General features: G+C 70.1%; 15 protein-coding genes. 12 read left to right on the forward strand and 3 right to left on the reverse strand.

The genetic code is table 11. The annotated features are described in order from the left end of the window. Positions 1 to 13: 13 nt before the first annotated feature. From ACQCSX_RS18490 to ACQCSX_RS18500, 3 genes are all read left to right on the forward strand, one after another. Positions 14 to 3,403: a glycosyltransferase gene (locus ACQCSX_RS18490; protein WP_427019096.1), complete on the forward strand. Its 3,390-nt coding sequence runs from the start codon at positions 14 to 16 to the stop codon at positions 3,401 to 3,403. Further along, a complete protein-coding gene (locus tag ACQCSX_RS18495) occupies positions 3,396 to 5,036 on the forward strand; it encodes a DUF5719 family protein (RefSeq protein WP_427016692.1) in 1,641 nt (546 codons plus the stop codon). The genes ACQCSX_RS18490 and ACQCSX_RS18495 overlap by 8 nt, the downstream gene beginning before the upstream one ends. A gap of 103 nt (positions 5,037 to 5,139) precedes the next feature. Then, positions 5,140 to 5,983 (forward strand): IS5 family transposase gene (locus ACQCSX_RS18500; RefSeq protein ID WP_427018933.1). Its coding sequence is split into 2 segments (ribosomal slippage): positions 5,140 to 5,445 and positions 5,447 to 5,983, totalling 843 coding nucleotides; the frame shifts between segments, so codons are not numbered across the junction. A 119-nt stretch (positions 5,984 to 6,102) separates the two neighbouring features. On the opposite strand, the gene ACQCSX_RS18505 is transcribed toward ACQCSX_RS18500, so the two are convergent. Then, on the reverse strand, positions 6,103 to 6,621 hold the full coding sequence (locus ACQCSX_RS18505; RefSeq protein WP_427016693.1) for a metallopeptidase family protein: 519 nt from the start codon (positions 6,619 to 6,621) through the stop codon (positions 6,103 to 6,105). Positions 6,622 to 6,713: 92 nt separating this feature from the next. On the opposite strand from ACQCSX_RS18505, the gene ACQCSX_RS18510 reads away from it, so the two are divergent. From ACQCSX_RS18510 to ACQCSX_RS18530, 5 genes are all read left to right on the forward strand, one after another. Next, the gene (locus ACQCSX_RS18510) at positions 6,714 to 7,109 is read left to right on the forward strand and encodes a DUF3499 domain-containing protein (RefSeq protein WP_427016694.1); all 396 of its coding nucleotides are present in this window, start codon (positions 6,714 to 6,716) and stop codon (positions 7,107 to 7,109) included. 34 nt (positions 7,110 to 7,143) lie between these two features. After that, positions 7,144 to 7,347 (forward strand): hypothetical protein, encoded by a 204-nt coding sequence (locus ACQCSX_RS18515; RefSeq protein ID WP_427016695.1) that lies wholly within the window; start codon positions 7,144 to 7,146, stop codon positions 7,345 to 7,347. A 27-nt stretch (positions 7,348 to 7,374) separates the two neighbouring features. Continuing rightward, positions 7,375 to 8,853 carry an adenosylhomocysteinase gene (ahcY, locus tag ACQCSX_RS18520; protein WP_427016696.1) on the forward strand — a complete coding sequence of 493 codons (1,479 nt, stop codon included), beginning with the start codon at positions 7,375 to 7,377 and terminating at the stop codon, positions 8,851 to 8,853. Between the two features lie 33 nt (positions 8,854 to 8,886). After that, positions 8,887 to 9,696, forward strand: a complete 810-nt coding sequence (locus tag ACQCSX_RS18525) for an MBL fold metallo-hydrolase (RefSeq protein WP_427016697.1) — start codon at positions 8,887 to 8,889, stop codon at positions 9,694 to 9,696. Between the two features lie 125 nt (positions 9,697 to 9,821). After that, a complete protein-coding gene (locus tag ACQCSX_RS18530; RefSeq protein WP_427016698.1) occupies positions 9,822 to 11,075 on the forward strand; it encodes an Ig-like domain-containing protein in 1,254 nt (417 codons plus the stop codon). A gap of 41 nt (positions 11,076 to 11,116) precedes the next feature. On the opposite strand, the gene ACQCSX_RS18535 is transcribed toward ACQCSX_RS18530, so the two are convergent. After that, complete coding sequence (locus ACQCSX_RS18535; RefSeq protein WP_427016699.1) at positions 11,117 to 11,920, reverse strand: RDD family protein; 804 nt, start codon at positions 11,918 to 11,920, stop codon at positions 11,117 to 11,119. 104 nt (positions 11,921 to 12,024) lie between these two features. On the opposite strand from ACQCSX_RS18535, the gene ACQCSX_RS18540 reads away from it, so the two are divergent. After that, positions 12,025 to 13,017 carry a stage II sporulation protein M gene (locus ACQCSX_RS18540; protein ID WP_427016700.1) on the forward strand — a complete coding sequence of 331 codons (993 nt, stop codon included), beginning with the start codon at positions 12,025 to 12,027 and terminating at the stop codon, positions 13,015 to 13,017. Positions 13,018 to 13,087: 70 nt separating this feature from the next. Continuing rightward, positions 13,088 to 14,476, forward strand: a complete 1,389-nt coding sequence (locus ACQCSX_RS18545) for a TIGR01906 family membrane protein (RefSeq protein ID WP_427016701.1) — start codon at positions 13,088 to 13,090, stop codon at positions 14,474 to 14,476. A gap of 256 nt (positions 14,477 to 14,732) precedes the next feature. Here ACQCSX_RS18545 and ACQCSX_RS18550 read toward each other — a convergent pair whose 3' ends face one another. Beyond that, positions 14,733 to 16,415 carry a dolichyl-phosphate-mannose--protein mannosyltransferase gene (locus ACQCSX_RS18550; protein ID WP_427016702.1) on the reverse strand — a complete coding sequence of 561 codons (1,683 nt, stop codon included), beginning with the start codon at positions 16,413 to 16,415 and terminating at the stop codon, positions 14,733 to 14,735. A 198-nt stretch (positions 16,416 to 16,613) separates the two neighbouring features. On the opposite strand from ACQCSX_RS18550, the gene rsmI reads away from it, so the two are divergent. Both rsmI and ACQCSX_RS18560 read left to right on the forward strand, forming a co-directional pair. Further along, positions 16,614 to 17,456, forward strand: coding sequence for a 16S rRNA (cytidine(1402)-2'-O)-methyltransferase (rsmI, locus tag ACQCSX_RS18555; protein ID WP_427019097.1), 843 nt, complete (start codon positions 16,614 to 16,616; stop codon positions 17,454 to 17,456). Positions 17,457 to 17,627: 171 nt separating this feature from the next. Then, the gene (locus ACQCSX_RS18560) at positions 17,628 to 19,124 is read left to right on the forward strand and encodes an NAD-dependent succinate-semialdehyde dehydrogenase (protein ID WP_427016703.1); all 1,497 of its coding nucleotides are present in this window, start codon (positions 17,628 to 17,630) and stop codon (positions 19,122 to 19,124) included. Positions 19,125 to 19,172: the final 48 nt, after the last annotated feature.

The raw sequence follows: 19,172 nt of genomic DNA on the forward strand, positions 1-19,172 counted from the left end.
AAAAGTTACTGCCATTGTCATTGCGCACAACGGCAGCAGCTATCTTCCCCGAGTCCTTGCGGCCCTGTCCGCACAAACCCGCCCCGCGGACAAGGTGGTGGCGGTGGACACCGGCTCCAGCGATGGATCGCTGGAACTGCTGGAGAGGGCACTGGGCAAGGGCCGGGTGCCCAGCCTGCCGGGTTTGCGCGGTGGTTTCGGCGCGGCAGTGGCCGCCGCCGTGGCGCACTCCGGCGCATCCGCGGGCGACGGCGAATGGCTGTGGCTGCTGCATGACGACGCCGCCCCCGCCCCGGATGCCCTGGCCGAGCTGCTCAGCGCGGTCGAGCGCGCCCCGTCGGTGACAGTGGCCGGCTGCAAGCAGCTGGACTGGGACGAGCCGCGCCGTCTGGTGGATGTTGGCCTGTCCGCGAGCCGCTGGGCCGACCGTGTGGCATTGATCGACCTGGACGAGCAGGACCAGGGCCAGTACGACACCCGCAGCGACATGTTTGCCGTCAATTCCGCCGGCATGCTGGTGCGCCGTGACGTCTGGGACCAGCTGGGCGGCTTTGACCCCGCCCTGCCCGGTGCCGGCGACGATCTTGATTTCTGCTGGCGCAACCGGCTGGCCGGCCACCGCGTGGTGGTGGTGCCCGCGGCACGGATGTTCCATGTGGCCCACCGGCCCCATGCCCTGGGCACCGCCGCGGCCGCCCACAAGGCCGCCGTGCACCTGCGCCTGAAGCATTCACCCTGGTGGCAGCAGCCGTTCCAGGCCGCGGGAGCCTTCCTCGGCGGGCTGTTCCGCTTCGTGGCCTCGCTGTTGCTCAAGGAGCCCGGCCACGGTTTGTCCATGCTGGTGGCCAGCTGCGCCGCTCTGTTGCGCCCCGGTGCCGTGGCCCGCGGACGGGCCCAGGCGGCCCGCACCCGGGTCCACCCGCGCTCGGTCATCAGGGGGCTGCAGACCCGGCGCCGGGACATCTGGTCGCACCGCCGCTCGGTTGCCGAGGCCCACGCGGCCGGCGCCGGGCCGGACGGCGGTGCCGGGTCCCTGGCCCCGCACGACGGCGCCCCGCACGACGGCGCCCCGCACGATGCAACCCTGCCGGCCGAGCCCAGTGGCGATGCCCACGACGACTTCGCGGCCCTGGCCACCCGCTCCCGCATTTCCGCCGCCGCCGGCGGGGCCGCCGTCGTGATTGCCCTGCTCGTGGTGGCGCTGGCGGCCCTGGGCCGGTTCACGACTGCCTCCGCCGTGGCCGGCGGCGCCCTGCTTCCGCTCTCCGCGGACATGGGTGTCATCCTTTCGCACGCCACCGGCTGGTGGGTCTCCCTCGGCGCCGGCCTGCCCGGGCATGGTGACCCCTTTGGCCTGGTGCTGTGGCTGCTGGCCGGCGCCGGCCTGGGCAATGGTTCGATCGCGGTGGCCTGGCTGCTGGTGCTGGCGCTGCCGCTGGCCGGATTGGGCGCCTGGCTTGCCGCCGGTGCCCTGACCCGGCGCGGCGCACCGCGCGCGGCCGCCGCCCTGCTGTGGGCCGGTGCCCCCGTGCTCCTCGTCTCCCTCAACCAGGGCCGGCTCGGTGCCCTGTTGGCCCACGTGGTGCTCCCGTGGGTGGTGCTGGGGCTCATCCGCGCCGCGGGTGCCGCGGCCCCGGTCCCCGGTTCGCCCGCCAAGCCCGGCACCCAGGGCGTTCCGTCCTGGACCGCTGCGGCCGCGGCGGGACTGGGCCTGGCCATCGTGACGGCCTCCGCGCCGAGCCTGTTGGTTGTCGCCGCCGTCGGCGTGCTGCTGGCCACTGTGCTGCTGGGCCGGCGCAGCAAAACGCTCTGGTGGTCCCTGCTGCCCAGCCTGGCGCTGGCGGCCCCGATGGTGTTTTCCGCACTCGATAACCCCCGCGCGCTGCTGGGCGATCCCGGCGTGCCCTTGGCCGGCGCCACGGCGCCGCTGTGGCAGCAGCTGCTGGGCTATCCGCTGGAACTCGGTGCCGGATCCGGCATCGCCGCGCTGGATGGCTTTGGCCCGTCCGGCATCTGGTGGTCGCTGGCCGCGCTGGTGCTCATTGGCGGCCCCGTGCTGCTGCTGGCCGTGCTGGCCCTGGTGCTGCCCACGCGCAGCCCGGCCCTGGTCCGAGGCCTGTGGCTGATGGCCGTGCTGGGGCTCGTTGGCGGGTACTTCAGCTCCTTCGCCGCCACCGCCCTGGCCGCCGACGCCCTGCTGACCCCGTTCAGCGGACCGTTCGTCTCCGTGGTGTTCCTGGCCCTGGTCTGCGCCGCCGTGCTGGGAATCGACGCCCTGATGGCCCGTGCCGCCTCCGCCGGGGGGACCACGGGGCGCCGCCGGCCCACCCGTGCCGCCGCGGCCCTGCTCGGTGCGCTGCTGCTGCTCTCACCGCTGGCCAGCCTGGCCATGTGGAGCGTGCAGGCCCATTCCTCGGGTGCCGTTGCACCGGGTGCCTTTGGCGCTCCGATGCTCATTGCGCCCAGCCTGCCCAGCACGCTGCCGGCCACCGCCGCCGACCGCGGCAATGGGCCAGAGGCCAGCCGGACGTTGGTGCTGAGCCTGAACGCCGATTCCTCCGTGAACGCGGCCCTGATGCGCGGCGCCGGAACCACCCTCGACTCCCTCTCCACCATTGCCTCCGCCGCCGGCATCCAGGGCGCGCCGGGCAAGGAGACCCTGCGGCCCGTCGACCCGGCCACGGCCGTGGTCCGCGACGCCGTTGCCGCCATCATGGCCGGCTCCGGTGTGGATCCCCGCCCCGGCCTGACCGAGCTGGGCGTTGGCTTCGTGGTGCTGCAGCGCGGCGATACGGCCGCGGAGCTGCTGGCCGGCCAGATCGAGGCCGTGCCCGGCCTGGCGACCGTGGGGCCGACCGACGCCGGCTGGCTGTGGCGTGTTACGCCGCTGGCCGCCGTCGGCACCGAGACCATCTCCCGCATCCGCCTGGTGGATGCCCGGGGTGCCGTCACAGCATTCCTGCCGTCCGATGGCCTGGGTTCCACGTCCGTCGTGCCGGCCGGCCCCGCCGGGCGCTCGGTGCTGTTGGCCGAGCGTGCCGATGCGGGCTGGTCCGCCCGGCTGGACGGCCGGAAGATCGAACCGAACGGCACGGGTTGGGCACAGTCCTTCGCGCTGCCGGAGGCCGGGGGAACCCTGGAGATCCGCTACGACCAGCCCTGGGGCTGGGCCTTCGATGCGGCCGCCGCCGTGGTGCTGGGGCTGACGGTCCTGCTGGCCATTCCCACCCGGACCCGGACCCGGCGCCGCCGCCCGCCGGCCCGCCGGGTGCCTGCCGCCGCGCAGCCCGCGCTGGCGCCCGCACCGGCGCCCGCACCGGCGCCCGCACCGGCGCCCGCGCCGGATCAGGAACCCGCACCGGCGGACATCAACACTTTGCAGAAGGCAGGCGACCGTGGCTGACACAGCGCGCGATGACAGCGGCACCGGCCCCGGCGCCGCATCCACCAGCGGCCGGCGCCCGCCGCGCCGGAAACGGGTGTGGCTCAGCGTGGCCGCCGGTGCCGGCACGGCGATCCTTGCCGGTGCCGTCGTGGCCGGCTCGGTGCTGGTGCCGGCGGTCTCCGCCGCGGGCACTGCCGAGCTGCCCCCCACCGTGCTGCCCGTGGGCCAGAACGTGGCCGTCTGCCCGGGTCCCACCCAGCTGCTGACCGGCTCCGACGCGGGGACCGACCCGCAGTTCAGCCCGGATTCGTCGACGGCCAGTTCCACCGTCTCCGCCCTGCTGCTGGGCAGCGCCGGCGGCTCCTTTGGCGCCGGCGTCGTGGCCCCGCTGGCCGGGGGTGCCCCGCTGGCCACTCTCTCCGCGGGCACCACGTCCACGTCAACCGCCACGGCCCAGCCCGAGGGCGGCTGGACGGCGAAGGTGGCCGGTCCGCTGTCCGCCGTGGCGCCCAGTGTGCTGCTGGCCGATCCCGCCCAGAACCGCCGTGCCCCGGCGGCCGCCGTGTTCGCCGCCAAGAACGATGACGGCGATCTGCGCGGCCTGGCCGCCGCAGCCTGCCAAACCCCCGGCAACGATCTCTGGATCGCCGGCGCCAGCACCACTGTGGGCCGCACCGCGGTGCTGAACATTTCCAACGCCTCCCAGACGCCGGCCACCGTCAGCCTTGACCTCTTCACCACCAGCGGCCCCCTCCAGGCCGCCGGAGCCAAGGGCCTGCTGGTGGCCCCGGGCAGCACCCGTGCCGTGGTGCTGGCCGGCCTGGCCGCCGGCGAGGAGCAACTGTCCCTGCACCTGAAGAGCACCGGCGGTCCGGTGGCGGCCTTTGTCCAGCAATCGGTGCTGCGCGGGCTCACCCCCGGCGGGGTCGAATTCCTGGCGCCGGCGAACGCACCGGCGCTGCGCCAAGTGGTGCCGGGCGTGCGGCTGGGGGATCCGGGGCTTGCCGGCCGGATCAGCGGCCAGAGCGGTTACGCCGACGCCGCGCCGTCGCTGCAGGTCACTGTGCCCGGGGCCAAGGATGCGGTTGTGCAGGTCAAGGTCCTTGGTGCCACGGGCCAGCAGGCGCTGCCCAACGGCGGTGTGTTCACGGCCCGGGCCGGTGCCGCCACAGCCCTTGACCTCTCCGGCCTGCCGGCGGGGGACTACACGCTGGACATCAGCGCGGACGCCTCCTTCACCGCTTCGGCCAAGGTGTCCGCGGCCAGCAAGGAGGGCGAGCCCGTCGATGTGGCCTTCACCGCCGCGGCGGCGAGGCTGGGTGATGGCCAGCTGCTGGTCCTGCCGCGCGGCCTGGACTCCAAGCTGACGTTCGCGGCGCCAGCGGGCCAGGCCAAGGTCAACCTCACGCCCGTCTCCGCCGGGGGCGCAGCGCTGTCGCCGAAGACCATCGACGTCGACGGCGGCAAGACCGTCACCGTGGACCCGCGGGATGTGGCAGGGGGCCCCGTGGCAGCGTTTGTGCTCTCGGCCACCGGCGATTCCGTCTATGGCGCACAGCTTGTCTCCAGTTCAGGCTCGATGGTCTCCGTGCTGGGCATTCCCCGCGAGGGCGCCTCGGCCCAGACGCTCAAGGTCCTGCTCGGCTACTAGGGTGTGTCTCCTAATCAGTGGTTTTGCGGTTTGGCATGATTGATGGGTGCCTTCTCGCTATTCCGTGTTGTCCGATGCCCAGTGGGAGTCCATTGCCCCGTTGATGCCCGATTCGTCGGGGAAACCGGGCCGACCCTTCAACGACCACCGGCTGATGACCGAGGGCATCATCTACCGCTACCGGGCAGGGATCCCATGGCGTGATCTCCCTGCCTATTTCGGGTCGTGGAAGACCGTGTGGAAGCACCACCGCCGCAACGCCGCCAACGGGACCTGGGACAAGGTCCTGGCGGCGTTGCTGACCCGCGCGGACACGGCCGGGCTGATCAACTGGGAGGTCTCGATCGACTCCACGGTCAACCGTGCCCACCAGCACGGCACGAACCTGCCCCGCCACACAGGGGGACCTGTCGAATTACAGGAATCTGCTCGACGAGCCTGAGGACCATGCCATCGGCCGGTCCCGCGGCGGGCTGACCACCAAGATCCACGCCCTGGTGGATGGCAACATGCGTCCCCTGGTCCTGCTGCTGGGGCCGGGCCAGGGCGGGGACTCGCCGATGTTTGAGAACCTCATGGAGGCCCTGAAGGTAGAAAGGCCCGGTCCCGGCCGGGCCCGCACCCGCCCGGACCGGGCCATGGCCGACAAGGCCTATTCCTCCAAAGCAATCCGGGCGTACCTGCGCGGGCGGGGCATCGAGTGCGTTATCCCGGAAAAGGACGACCAGAAGGCCAACCGGAAACGCAAGGGCTCCGCCGGGGGACGCCCCGTCAGATACGACAGGGACGCCTACAAACGGCGCAATGTGGTCGAGCGCAGCTTCAACACCCTCAAGCAATGGCGGTCCCTGGCCACCCGCTACGACAAACTGGCCCTCACCTACCGCTCAGCGGCCGTCCTGCACGCCGTCGTCATCTGGAGCGCCGCATTGGGAGACACGCCCTAGTCCCCACCCGCCCCCTAACCTCGCTCCGTCCCCAGCCGCTCCCACTGCTCGCAAGCTCGCAGCGGGTCCCTCTCGGCAGTGGGCCCACGGCCAGGGAACCCTGCAGGCGTGGGCCCAGCCTAGTGGCCGCGGAACTTGCGGTAGAGCGGATCCACGGCTTCCGGGGACATGTTCAGCAGTCCCGCCACCTGTTCGATGATGACCTCGTGGACCAGATCCCGCAGCTGCCCGGGCGTGTCCACGAGGGACTCCACCGGACGGCGGAAAATGGTGACGCTGGCCGGGCCTTCGGGCCCGGCGGCGCCGTAGCGGCCCAGCGGGACCCGTTCCGAGGTGCCCATCAGGGACTCGAGGGCGTCGGGGATTTCCTCCACCAGGAACTCGGTATCGGCCAGGCCATCGGGCCACAGCTCGGACAGCCGCTCCGCCGAATCCACCACCAGGGCGTCAAACTTTTCGCTGCGCGTCTGCGACCCCGGCAGGGCCGGGAGCATGAGCTCGCCGCGCATGCCCCGGCCGTGCCGGTTGCGCCGCCGGGCGCGGAACCCCTTGGTGGGCACCCCCGATGGGGGGACGCCGTCGGGGAACTGGGCGTCCAATGAGACCGTGAATCCTGGCTCTGACGGCTGCGTGTTCATATCCAAAGACTCTATGCCCCGCGCGGCGTGCCTGCAGCAATGGCGGCGGGTTGGCTGCTGTTTGCGGGGAGGGGCGGGTAATCTTGTCAATCGTGGGAAATATACGCCAGTGTTCGCGATCAGCCTGCCGGGAACCGGCTGTGGCGACGTTGACCTATGTCTACGCGGACTCCACTGCTGTGCTCGGTCCGCTGGCCACCTATGCCGAACCGCATTGTTACGATTTGTGCGCCACCCATGCCGGCCGGCTGACCGTCCCGCTGGGGTGGGAGGTCCTGCGGCTGGCCATGCCCTCCACGCCGCCGGCCCCCGGGCCCGACGATCTCCTGGCGCTGGCCGACGCCGTCCGGGAGGCAGCTAACAACGCCCCGGATTCGCCCCTGCTCCAGCGTGAAACCAAGGCCACGCTGGAACCACCGGCCGGAATCCCGGCACAGCCGGGCGCCCTGCCCACCCGGCGCAGCCACCTGCGCATCCTGCGCGACTGACCCGCTTACTTCCACAGTTCTTCCAAGGAGCCCCATGCCGAACATCACCGAGGACCTTCTGGCCGTTTTGCGCTGCCCCGTGACAGGGTCCACGCTTGTGCAGGACGGCGATGTCCTTGTCAGCACCGCGAACGGCCCCGGCGGGGAACCGCTGCGCTACGCGGTGGCCGACGGCATTCCGTTGCTGCTGCGCCCCGGCCAGCACGGTGGCGCGCCCGTTGGGGACGCTACCCCCTAGCTTCCAGCCCTACCGAAGGATCGTGCGATGACCACAAACGCCCCGTTTGACTTTAAGATTGCCGATATTTCCCTGGCCGCCGCCGGGCGCCACCAGATCCGCCTGGCCGAGCATGAAATGCCGGGACTGATGAGCCTGCGGGCAGAATTCGGCCCCAGCCAGCCGCTGAAGGGCGCCCGGATCGCCGGGTCGCTGCACATGACCGTGCAGACGGCGGTGCTGATCGAGACGCTGACGGCGCTGGGGGCCGAGGTCCGCTGGGCCTCCTGCAACATCTTCTCCACCCAGGACGAGGCGGCGGCAGCCGTCGTCGTCGGCAAGGGCACCCCGGCGGACCCGCAGGGCGTCCCCGTCTTCGCCTGGAAGGGCGAGACGCTTGAGGAATACTGGTGGACGGCGCAGCAGATCCTCACCTGGCCCGGTGCCGCGGAGAACCCCGCTTTGGGCCCGAACATGATCCTCGACGACGGCGGCGACGCCACTATGTTGGTGCACAAGGGCGTGGAGTTCGAGGCCGCCGGCGCCGTGCCGGCCACGGCCGCGGACGAATCCGAGGAGGGACGCATCTTCCTTGACGTGCTGCGCGCCTCCCTCGCCGAAGACCCGCAGAAGTGGACGCGCATCGGCGGGCAGATCCTGGGCGTCACCGAGGAGACCACCACCGGCGTGCACCGCCTGTACCAGCTGGCTGAAGCCGGCACGCTGCTCTTCCCGGCGATCAACGTCAACGATTCCGTCACCAAGAGCAAGTTCGACAACAAGTACGGCATCCGGCACTCGCTGCCGGACGGCATCAACCGCGCCACTGACGTCCTGATGGGCGGCAAGGTCGCCGTCGTCTGCGGCTACGGCGACGTCGGCAAGGGCGCGGCCGAGGCGCTGCGCGGCCAGGGCTCGCGGGTGATCGTGACCGAAATCGACCCCATCTGCGCCCTGCAGGCCGCGATGGACGGCTACCAGGTGGCCAAGCTGGAATCGGTGCTGGCCAGCGGGGACATCTTCATCACCACCACCGGCGGCAAGGGCATCATCATGGCCGAGCACATGCTGGGCATGAAGAACAAGGCCATCGTGGGCAACATCGGCCACTTCGACAACGAGATGGACATGGCCGGCCTGGCCGCCGTGCCGGGCGTTGTGAAGGTCGAGATCAAGCCGCAGGTGCACGAGTGGGTCTTTGACGCCGGCACCGATGCCGAGCGCTCCATCATCGTGCTCTCCGAGGGCCGCCTGCTGAACCTGGGCAACGCCACCGGCCATCCGTCCTTCGTGATGAGCAATTCCTTCGCCAACCAGACCATCGCGCAGCTCGAAATCTTCACCAAGCACGGCTCGGGGGAGTACCAGAAGCAGGTCTACGTGCTGCCGAAGATCCTGGACGAGAAGGTGGCACGGCTGCACCTGGATGCCCTGGGCATCGAGCTCACGGAGCTGTCCAAGGAGCAGGCCGAGTATCTTGACCTGGACGTGGCCGGCCCGTACAAGCCGGACCACTACCGCTACTAGGGAACGGACCCGGCTGGGATGGATGTAGCGGGGATGGACGCAACGAGTCCGGCCGGGTCGGCCGGCACCACCGGGGCGGGGCGCTGGAGCACGGCGAGCGCCTTGGCCCGCTGCCTGCTGGCCTCCAACCCGGGCCCGATGACGCTGGACGGGACCAACAGCTATGCCCTGGCCGCGCCCGGCTCAGCCTCCGTGGTGCTGGTCGACCCGGGTCCGCTGGAGGAGGACCACCTGGTGGCCCTGGCGGCGTCGGGCACGGTGGAACTGGTGCTTCTCACCCACCACCACCTGGACCACACCGCCGGCAGCGCCCGCCTCCATGCCCTCACAGGCGCTCCGGTGCGCGCCGCGGACCCTGCCTTCTGCCTCGGCGGGGAGCCGCTGGCGGCGGGGGAGTGGATCGAGGCCGCAGGCCTTCGGATCCAGGTCCTCGCCACGCCCGGACACACTGGGGATTCGCTGTGCTTTTGGCTGCCCGGCGACGGCCCGGCCGGTGCGGTGCTGACCGGGGACACTGTGCTGGGCCGCGGCAGCTCCATCATCGCCCACCCGGACGGGAACGTGGCCGACTACCTCCACTCGTTGTCCGTGCTGGCCGGGTTCACCGGCGCCGCGGGACTTCCCGCGCACGGTCCCGTGCTGGCCGACGTCGCACTGGCGGCGCAGGCGTACCGCACCCACCGGCTCGAGAGGCTGGACGAGGTCCGGGCGGCCCTGGCCACGCTGGGCCCGGACGCTTCGGCCCAGGCCGCGGCCGACGTCGTCTATGCCGATGTGCCGGCGGCCCTGCGCCCGGCGGCACTTGCCTCCATGGCCGCCCAGCTGGAATATCTGCGCCGCTAGCGTTGGCGTCCGGCAGTCGGGGCGACCGGTGCCATGGCGTAAAATGAAGTGGCGGCCAACATGGCCGCGAGCAGGTGCCAAGGGATGGCAACACCGTGGGGAGAGCAGTGCAGGAGTCACAAGCAGTGCAGGGTTCAGAAGTGGTCAAACGCAGCCGCAAGGGCTTGAAGATCTGGCTGGTTTCGATCGTGTGCGCACTGATCGCAGCGGGCGGAGTGGGTGCCGCGACAGCGGGCAACTGGAACGGTTCGGCATCGACGGCGGTTTCCCCCGCGCCTTCGTCCACCACCGCCACGCCCAGCGCCACCCCCAAGCCGGCGCTGCCCGTTTCCGTGGCGGTGCTGCCCGCCGACGGCGCCACCGGAGTGAACCCCTCCGCCCCGGTGTCCGTTACGGCCACCAACGGCACCCTCTCCAACGTCGTCCTGACGGACAAGACCTCCGGCTCCGCCGTCGATGGCTCCCTCAGCGCCGACGGCGGCAGCTGGAGCGCCACCGGCAGCATTGGCTTCAACGCCTCCTACGCCCTGTCCTACGCCGTCAAGGACGGCGCCGGGACCATCGAGCACAAGACCAGCACCTTTGCCACCGTGCCGGCCAGCCACGAGGCCGACGCCGCCCTGTACCCCTCCGGCGCCCACAAAGTCGGCGTCGGACAGCCCATCCAGATCACCTTCTCGGAGCCGGTGGTGAACAAGGAGGCGGTGGAGAAGGCCATCTCCATCACCACCTCCACCGGCCAGGTGGGTGCCTTCCGCTGGTACTCGGACACGATGGTCCGCTTCCGCGCCGAGACCTTCTGGACCGCCAACAGCACCATCACCGTGGACATGAAGCTCTTCGGAGTTGACTTCGGCAACGGCCAGATCGGCAACTTCAACAAGACCGCCACCATCCCCATCGGGGACAAGGTGGAAATGGTGGCCGACGCCGCCAACTACGTGGCCGACGTCTACATCAACGACGTCCTGGCCCAGCACTTCCTGGTCACCATGGGCGACGAGCGCTTCCCGTCCGCCTCCGGCTACCTGGTGGTCCTGAACGACAAGCAGCGCTACGCCCACTTCGTGGCCTCCACCATCGGCCTGCAGCCGGGCGATCCGGCCAACTACGGCGAAGTGGACGTGGAATACGCCACGCGGCTGACGCCCAGCGGCGAGTTCATCCACCAGGCCACCGATTCCGCCGTCCCGTACATCGGGCAGCTGAACCTCTCGCACGGCTGCATCGGCATGGACGCCGCCGGCGCGTCGTGGGTCTTCGGGAACATGGGCATGGGTGACCTGGTCCGGGTCATCAACAGCCCCAACTACACCATTGCCCCCACCGACGGCTTTGGCGACTGGAACATCCCGTTCGCGGAGTACGCCTCGCGCTGACCGGTGCTGCACCCGGGCACCGCCCGCCGGCGGGGTGCGGCCTACTCGCCGGAGAACGGCATCCGGTAGAGCCGCCGGCCCAGATTGTCCGCACGTTCCTGCGCCGCCGTGAGGCTGCGCCGGTCGCGGTCGCGGCGCTCGGAGGTGATGGCCGCCAGGAAGGCTGCCGCAAGGGTGCCCGACGGCGGCGGGGGCGAGACGAACGCCGCGGCCTCCGTGGCCAGCGCCGCGGCCAGGGCATCGCGCGAGGGCGGCGTCATCTGGCTGCCTTGGCGCAGCAATTGGGCGATGCGCCGTGACAGTCCATCGGGCATCCGCCCCATGTCCGCCAGGACGGCCCAGCGCTGCAGATGCTCCGGCGTCTGAACCACCAGCGGTTCCGGTGCCGGCACCCGCTCGCGCACCGCATACGTGCCGGCCAGCATGTCGCCCAACCGCTTGGAGCGGTCGTTGAAGATGCTGGCCAGGAAGGCGACCGAGCCGAGCATCATATAGATCTCAAACACGCCCAGCAGGCCGCGGATCAGTGCATGCCGGAAGCGGATGGCTCCGCCGTCGTCGCGCACAATCCGCAGGCCCATGGCGAACTTTCCCAGCGACTTGCCCCGGCTCACCGTCTCCACGGCCACCGGCACGCCCACGAACAGCAGCACCAGCACCACCAGCACCAGGACCTGCCCGGCGGCGGCATCGAACAGGTCAGGCACCGCGCCCAGGCCCAGGACCAGGAGCAGCCCCACCAGCAAGGTGGCCACCATGTCGATCAGCGCGCCGACGGCGCGGGCGGCAAAGGAGGCAGGGCGCAGCACCAGCGTGACGGCTTCCCCGGTGATGATGGCGCTCATGGCTAAAGTGTAGCCAGCACCCTGGCGGGCTGGCGGTCCGGCCCGCCTGGCCTGTCTGGCTTGGCCTGGCCGGGGCCCCGCTGCCCAGGGGTTAAGCTGGGCACGTGGATCTGGACGCCTTCTCCGACGTACACGCACCGCAGTGGAAGCGCCTGGATGCGCTGGCCGCCCAGCGGAGCCTTTCCGGCGCCGAGGCGGACGAGCTCCTGCGGCTGTACCAGAGCACCTCCGGGCACCTGTCCCTGGTCCTCTCCGTCGCCCAGGAGGGGGCGCTCTCGGCCTCGCTGTCGGGGACGCTGGCCCGCGCCCGGACCCGCTTCACCGGCGCCAAGTCCAATGCCTTTGCCGATCTGGCCCGCTTCTTTGCCATCTCGCTGCCCGCCGCCTTCTACCGGCTGCGCTGGCTGACCCTGTCCGTCGGGGCGGCGTTCACCGTGCTGGCGCTGCTCTTTGGCGTCTGGGCCGGCGGCAATCCGGAGGTGCTGGCGGCCCTGGGTGGCGATCTGCGCCTCAAGCAGCTGGTGGAGCACGACTTCGTGGACTACTACTCCAACAATCCGGCGGCGTCTTTTGCCAGCCAGGTGTGGACCCACAATGCCTGGATCGCCGCCATGTGCGTGGCGCTGGGCATCACAGGGGTTTTTGTCCCCTACATCATCTTCTCCAATGCCCAAGGCGTGGGGATCACCGGCGGGGTGATGTTTGCCTACGACCGCGGTGACGTCTTCTTCAGCTACATCCTCCCGCACGGGCTGATGGAACTCACGGCGGTCTTCATTGCCGCCGCGGCCGGGCTGAGGATCTTCTACGCCTGGGTCCGGCCAGGCCCGCACAGCCGGCTGGACGCCTTGGCCATGGAAGGCCGTGCGCTGGTGACGGTGGCCGTGGGCCTGGTGTTTGTCCTGCTGGCCTCCGGGCTGGTGGAGGGGTTCGTGACGCCGAGCGGACTGCCGGTCTGGGCCAAGGTCTCCATCGGTGCGCTGGTGTTGGCCGCCTATTGGACCTACACGCTGGTGCTGGGCGGGCGGGCCTATCGGGCAGGGGAACGCGGGGATCTGGATGCCGACGACGCCGGTGCCGTCGCCGTTGCGAGCTAGTCCATGACAACTTGGTTACGGGCCGGGGTGGCACGCCCCGCGTGCCGGCGCCGCCGGGTACGCTACGCAAGTGAGTGAGAACCAGACGCCAGGCCCCGAGACCAACAAGAAGGCTGCCCCGCGCCGTGCGGATCTGCCCACCACCGATCTTGCCGCGGCGCTGGCCGCAGCGGAGCACGGCGACGAGCCCGCGTTCGATTGGATGACGCCCGCTGCCGGGCAGCCGTCGGATGCCACTGGTGCGGACGGCGCATCCGCTGGGCCCGCCCCGGCGGATGCCGCGGGCGCCGCCCCGGATCTTGTCCCGGCGGATGCCGCGGGCGCCGCCCCGGATCTTGTCCCGGCGGACGCCGCGGGCCCTGCCCAGGATCTTGCCCCGGCGGACGCCGCGGGCCCTGCCCAGGATCTTGCCCCGGCGGACGCCGCGGGCCCTGCCCAGGATCTTGCCCCGGCGGACGCCGCGGGCCCTGAACCCACCCGGACGGACCTGGCCGACGACGACGGCCGCGAGCCGCCGATGCGCCCGGCGCGGACGCTTCCCGCCCAGCTGGCACTTGACCCCGAGCTGGACGATTTCGGCAGCCCTTCCACGCACAGCGCCGCCGCACCCAGCACCGCCGGGGCCTCCGGGACCGACGACGCGGGGGTGTTCAACGAGCCGTTGCCCACCAGCATGCTGCAGATCCGCCCGCCCCAGGAGGAAGTGGATGCCCGATCGGCCGAACGCGACCTCGCCGCGGCATCCAAGCCGGTGCTCCCGCGCGTCATGCAGGTTCTGCTGGCCGTGTTCTATCCCGTGGTCCTGCTGGTCGCGGCCATCCGGCTGGTCAATACGCCCCTGTTCCTCTGGGCGGAGTACCACCGGCCCGGATTCCCGGCCGATTCCTTTGGCTTCAGCACCGAGGACCGCATGACGTACGGTTCGTACGCCGTCGACTACCTGGTGAACTTTGCCGGTCCGCGCTACCTTGGCGGTCTGGTCAACGCCGCTGGAAAGCCGCTCTTTGCAACCGGCGAAGTCACCCACATGGCCGACGTAAAGTCGGTCATCTCGATGGCCTTCATCGTCGGGGCCGTTCTGGCCATCGGCATGGTCATCGCCATCATCTACCTGCTGCGCCGCAGCACGGGCGGTGTGCGCCGCGGGCTCTTTGCCGGCTCGGTGGCGACATTGGTCCTGGTCATCGCACTCGGGGTGTTGGCCTTCATGGGTTGGGAGACGTTCTTCTCCGACTTCCACCAGATCTTCTTCAAGGAAGGCACGTGGACCTTCTACCTCGATGACACACTGATCCGCCTCTTCCCGGGCCAGTTCTGGGAGGACGCCGGGCTCGTGATTGGCGTTGTGATGCTGGTGGCTTCCACGCTGACCATGGCGCTGACCTGGCCCACCAAGGGCCGCCGCAACGCCTCCAGTCGGTCGGCCCGCGCCGGCCGCCGGGCTGCAGCCGCCGTGTAGTGCTTGGCTTCGGCCAACCTGGCACCGTCCGCCGGGTTCGGTGGTCGAGCGGGGGCCCACCGCCGCAAGGCACGGAGCATCCATCCATGACGCACAATTGCATCCATGACCCCGTTTCCCGTCCAGGACATGACCACTACGGCGTCCTGGACGGGAAACGGCGTCAGCGAGGCCGGGGACACCACCGGGAGTCAGGGATTCGGCGGCGCTTCGCCCAGTCAGGCCACGTCAGTGGCCCGCAGACCGCACCGTCTGCCTAGATCCAGCTGGGCATCCACATGTGGTTCTTCCAGTCCTCGTACGGGATCAATTCCGCCGTCCAGATGGGGTAGAAGTACGCGCTCACCGCCAGGACCAGCACCAGAAAGATGCCTACCCAGAGGGCGCCCTGTTGGCGGCGCCACGGAGGGTCGGTGGTTTTGCCCAGCACGAGTCCAAGCACCATGACCAGGGCCAGAATCAGGAACGGCTCATAGGCAATGGCGTAGAAGAAGAAGATGGTCCGGTTCGGGTAGAGCAGCCATGGCAGGTACCCGGCGGCAAAACCGGCCAGAATGGCCCCGGCACGCCAGTCGCGCCTGGCAATCCAGAAGACCACAAGGAACAAGATGGCCGCGGCGGCGGACCACCAGATGATGGGGTTGCCCACCGAAGAGACCACCGCGGCGCAGCTGTCCACGGTGCAGCCGCGCTCGCCGTTCTTCGGGTAGTCGGTGTAGAAGGAGGTGGGGCGGCCCATGACAAACCAGGACCAGGCGTTGGCCTTGTAGGGGTGGTCGGACCCCAACCCGGTGTGGAACGAGTACGCAGTGGAGTGGTAGTGCCAGAGCGAGCGCAACGAATCCGGCACCCAGGACCATGGCCCGCCGGGATTGGTGGCGGCCCATTGGCGGTCGTAGGCATCGGAGGACATGAACCAGCCGGTCCAGCTGGCCAGGTACGTGGCAGAGGCGACCGGGACCAGGGACACGAACGCGAGTACACCGTCCTTGACGATGGCACCGGCCACCCAGAACTTGATGCCGGCAATGCGCCGGGAACTCATGTCCCACAGCACCGTCAGGATGCCGAAGGCCGCCAGATAGAACAGGCCGGACCATTTGGTGCCGATGCACAGGCCAAGGGTGATGCCGGCCACCAGCCGCCAGGGCCTGAAGCCCAGCCACGGGCCATAGAGCAGTGCACCCCGGGGCACCCGTCCGTTGGCGCCGCGGGTGGCCAGGGCAGCCAACCGGGTGGCCAGCCGCCGTCGTCCATCATCACGGTCCAGCAGCAGGGCCCCAAAGGAGGCCAGTGCCCAAAACATGACAAAGATGTCCAGCAGGGAGGTGCGCGACTGCACAATGGCATGGCCGTCGACGGCGAACAGCAGACCGGCCACTGCGCCAAGAATCGTGGAGCGGAACATCTTTTGGGCGATCAGCGCGATCATCAGGATGGAGAGTGTGCCCACCAGCGCGGCCGTGAAGCGCCAGCCGAAAGTGCTGGACGGGCCAAAGAGCCACATGCCAAAGGCGATCATCCACTTGCCCACGGGTGGGTGGACCACATATTCGGCGGAGTTCTCGAGGGCGCTGAAATCGCCTGTGACAAACTTCTCGTTCGCCTTCTCCGCCCAATTGCGCTCGTACCCGCTCTGCAGATAGGAGTAGGCGTCCTTGATGTAATAGGTCTCGTCGAACACGAGGGAGCCCGGTTCCCCGAGCCGGACGAAGCGCAGCACGCCGCCGATGGCGGCCGTGAGCAGCGGTGCCAGCCAGAACCAGAGCCGCAACGACACCGGGGTGTCCCGCCATGAGGACCTGGCTCCCTGCAGCCGGAGCTTCAGGGCCGGGGCGGTGAAGGCCTCAGCCGGGTCTTTGAGCCAGCGTGCAGCGGGCGGGGTGCCCAGCGGCGGCGCGAGGGCCGGGGCTGAGGAGTCGGTCACATTCGGGCTCACCTTGCCAATGCTACCCAGTGTGGCTGTGCCCGCCGTGCCCGCGCGGGCCGGTGGCGCCACTACGCTTGGGATATGGACAACGAGGACTGGCAAGACGCCCAGAGCGAAGATGCAGTGGCCGCAGACGCCGACACGAATGGCGAGGGCCTTTCGACGGACGCTGTGGACGAGCCGTTTGTGGCTGGCTCGGTCAAGGCGATGTCCGGGACGGGCGGCTGCATCGTGCTCGCGGCGACGCCGATCGGCAACATGGGCGATGCCTCGGCCCGGCTCATTGAGTGGCTTGGCGCGGCGGACATTGTGGCGGCCGAGGACACCCGGCGCCTGCACCGTCTGGTGACAGCCCTGGGCGTCACGGTCACCGGCCGGGTGGTCAGTTACCACGAACACAACGAAGCCGCCCGCACCGCCGACCTGCTGGAGCAGGTCCAATCCGGCAAGACGCTGCTGATGGTCACCGACGCCGGCATGCCCGCCGTCTCCGACCCCGGCTACCGCCTGGTGGAGGCCGCCGTGGCCGCAGGGGTGCGCGTCACAGCCGCCCCCGGCCCGTCCGCGGTGCTGACGGCGCTGGCACTCTCCGGCCTGCCGACGGACCGCTTTTGCTTTGAGGGGTTCCTGCCCCGGAAATCGGGGGAGCGGTCCGGCCGGCTGGCCGAACTGGCCGCCGAGCGCCGCACCATGGTGTTCTTCGAGGCGCCGCACCGCCTTGAAGTCATGCTGCGCGCCCTCGACCATGCCTTCGGCCCGGACCGCCGCGCGGCCGTGGCCCGCGAACTCACCAAGACCTATGAGGAAGTGCTGCGCGGACCGCTGCGTGAGCTCCTCGAATGGGCCGAAGCCACCGAGATCCGCGGCGAAATCGCCGTCGTCGTGGCCGGTGCCCCCGCCGCTGCACCGTCCAAGCCCGAGGACCACGTCGCCGCTGTCAACGAGCTGGTGGGCCAGGGGGTCCGGCTCAAGGAGGCCGTCGCCCTCGTTGCACAGGAAGTGCGCGTCAGCAAGCGCGAGCTCTACAGCGCAGTCCTGGCCGCGCGGTAAAGCCGCTGACGGCGCCAGCGGCGCGCTGTGCATCTGCACAGTGAAAGGCCCGTCCAGTAGTGCGCGCATGCGTAGACACCCTGCCTCGCCCAGAACTACCGTGAAGGGCAGAACAACCCACAGGGCCCGCCCGCATTTGCAGGACGCCCATGCCGCGACGAAGGAGTCATCATGACTGTCACCACCGCCACCGAACTGCAGGAGCGCGAGCGCACCCTGCTGGCCAGCATTCCGACGGGGCTGCTTATCAACGGTGAATGGCGTGCCGCCGCATCCGGCAAGACCTTCGACGTCGAGGACCCGGCCACGGGCGAGGTGCTCCTGTCCATCGCCGACGCCGGCCCCGAGGACGGCAAGGCCGCCCTGGACGCCGCCGTTGCCGCGCAGGATTCCTGGGCTGCCACGGCCCCGCGCGAGCGTGCGGAGATCCTGCGCCGCGCGTTCGACATGGTCATTGCCCGTGCCGACGACTTCGCCCTGCTGATGACCCTGGAAATGGGCAAGCCGCTGGCCGAGGCCCGCGGCGAGGTCACCTACGGCGCCGAGTTCCTGCGCTGGTTCTCCGAGGAGGCCGTGCGCTCCTTCGGCCGCTACTCCTCCTCCCCGGAGGGCACCACCCGCCTGCTGGTGCAGAAGAAGCCGGTGGGCCCGTGCCTGCTGATCACCCCCTGGAACTTCCCGCTGGCCATGGCCACGCGCAAGATCGCCCCCGCGGTGGCCGCCGGCTGCACCATGGTGCTCAAGCCCGCCAACCTGACGCCGCTGACCAGCCAGCTGTTCGCCCAGGTCATGCTGGATGCCGGCCTGCCCGCCGGCGTGCTGAACGTCATCGCCACCTCCACTGCCGGCGAGGTGACGGGGCCGCTGATCCAGGACACGCGCCTGCGCAAGCTCTCCTTCACCGGCTCCACCACTGTGGGCCGCCGCCTGCTGGCCGATGCCTCCACCAACGTGCTGCGCACTTCCATGGAGCTCGGCGGCAACGCCCCGTTCCTGGTCTTCGAGGACGCCGACATGGACGCCGCCGTCGAGGGCGCCATGGCCGCCAAGCTGCGCAACATGGGCGAGGCTTGCACCGCCGCCAACCGCTTCATCGTCCACGAGTCCGTGGCCGACGAGTTTGCCGAGAAGTTCGCCGCGAAGATGGCCGCCATGACCACCGGCCGCGGCACCGAGCCCAGCACCAAGGTCGGTCCGCTGATCGATGCCAAGAGCCGCGCCAAGGTCCACTCCCTGGTTGCCGACGCCCTGGCCGACGGCGCCACAGCCGTCACGGGCGGCGCACCGGTGGACGGTCCCGGTTACTTCTACCAGCCCACCGTCCTGAAGGGCGTGGAGCCCGGTGCCCGGATCCTTTCCGAGGAGATCTTCGGCCCGGTGGCCCCGATCGTGACGTTCAAGAGCGAGGACGAGGCAGTCGCCCTGGCCAACGACACCGAGTACGGACTGGCTTCCTACGTGTTCACCAAGGACCTCAACCGCGGCCTGCGCATGGCCGAGCGGATCGAGGTGGGCATGATGGGCCTGAACGCGGGCGTCATCTCCAACGCCGCCGCTCCGTTTGGCGGCGTGAAGCAGTCCGGCCTGGGCCGCGAAGGCAGCCTGGAGGGCATTTCCGAGTACCAGTACACCCAGTACATCGGCATGCCGTCGCCGCACAATATGTAGCACGAGGCCTCCCGCCACAGGATGCACGCAGCCACACCTTAACCGCGC

This window comes from Pseudarthrobacter sp. P1 (assembly GCF_050156935.1).
Lineage (GTDB): Bacteria > Actinomycetota > Actinomycetes > Actinomycetales > Micrococcaceae > Specibacter.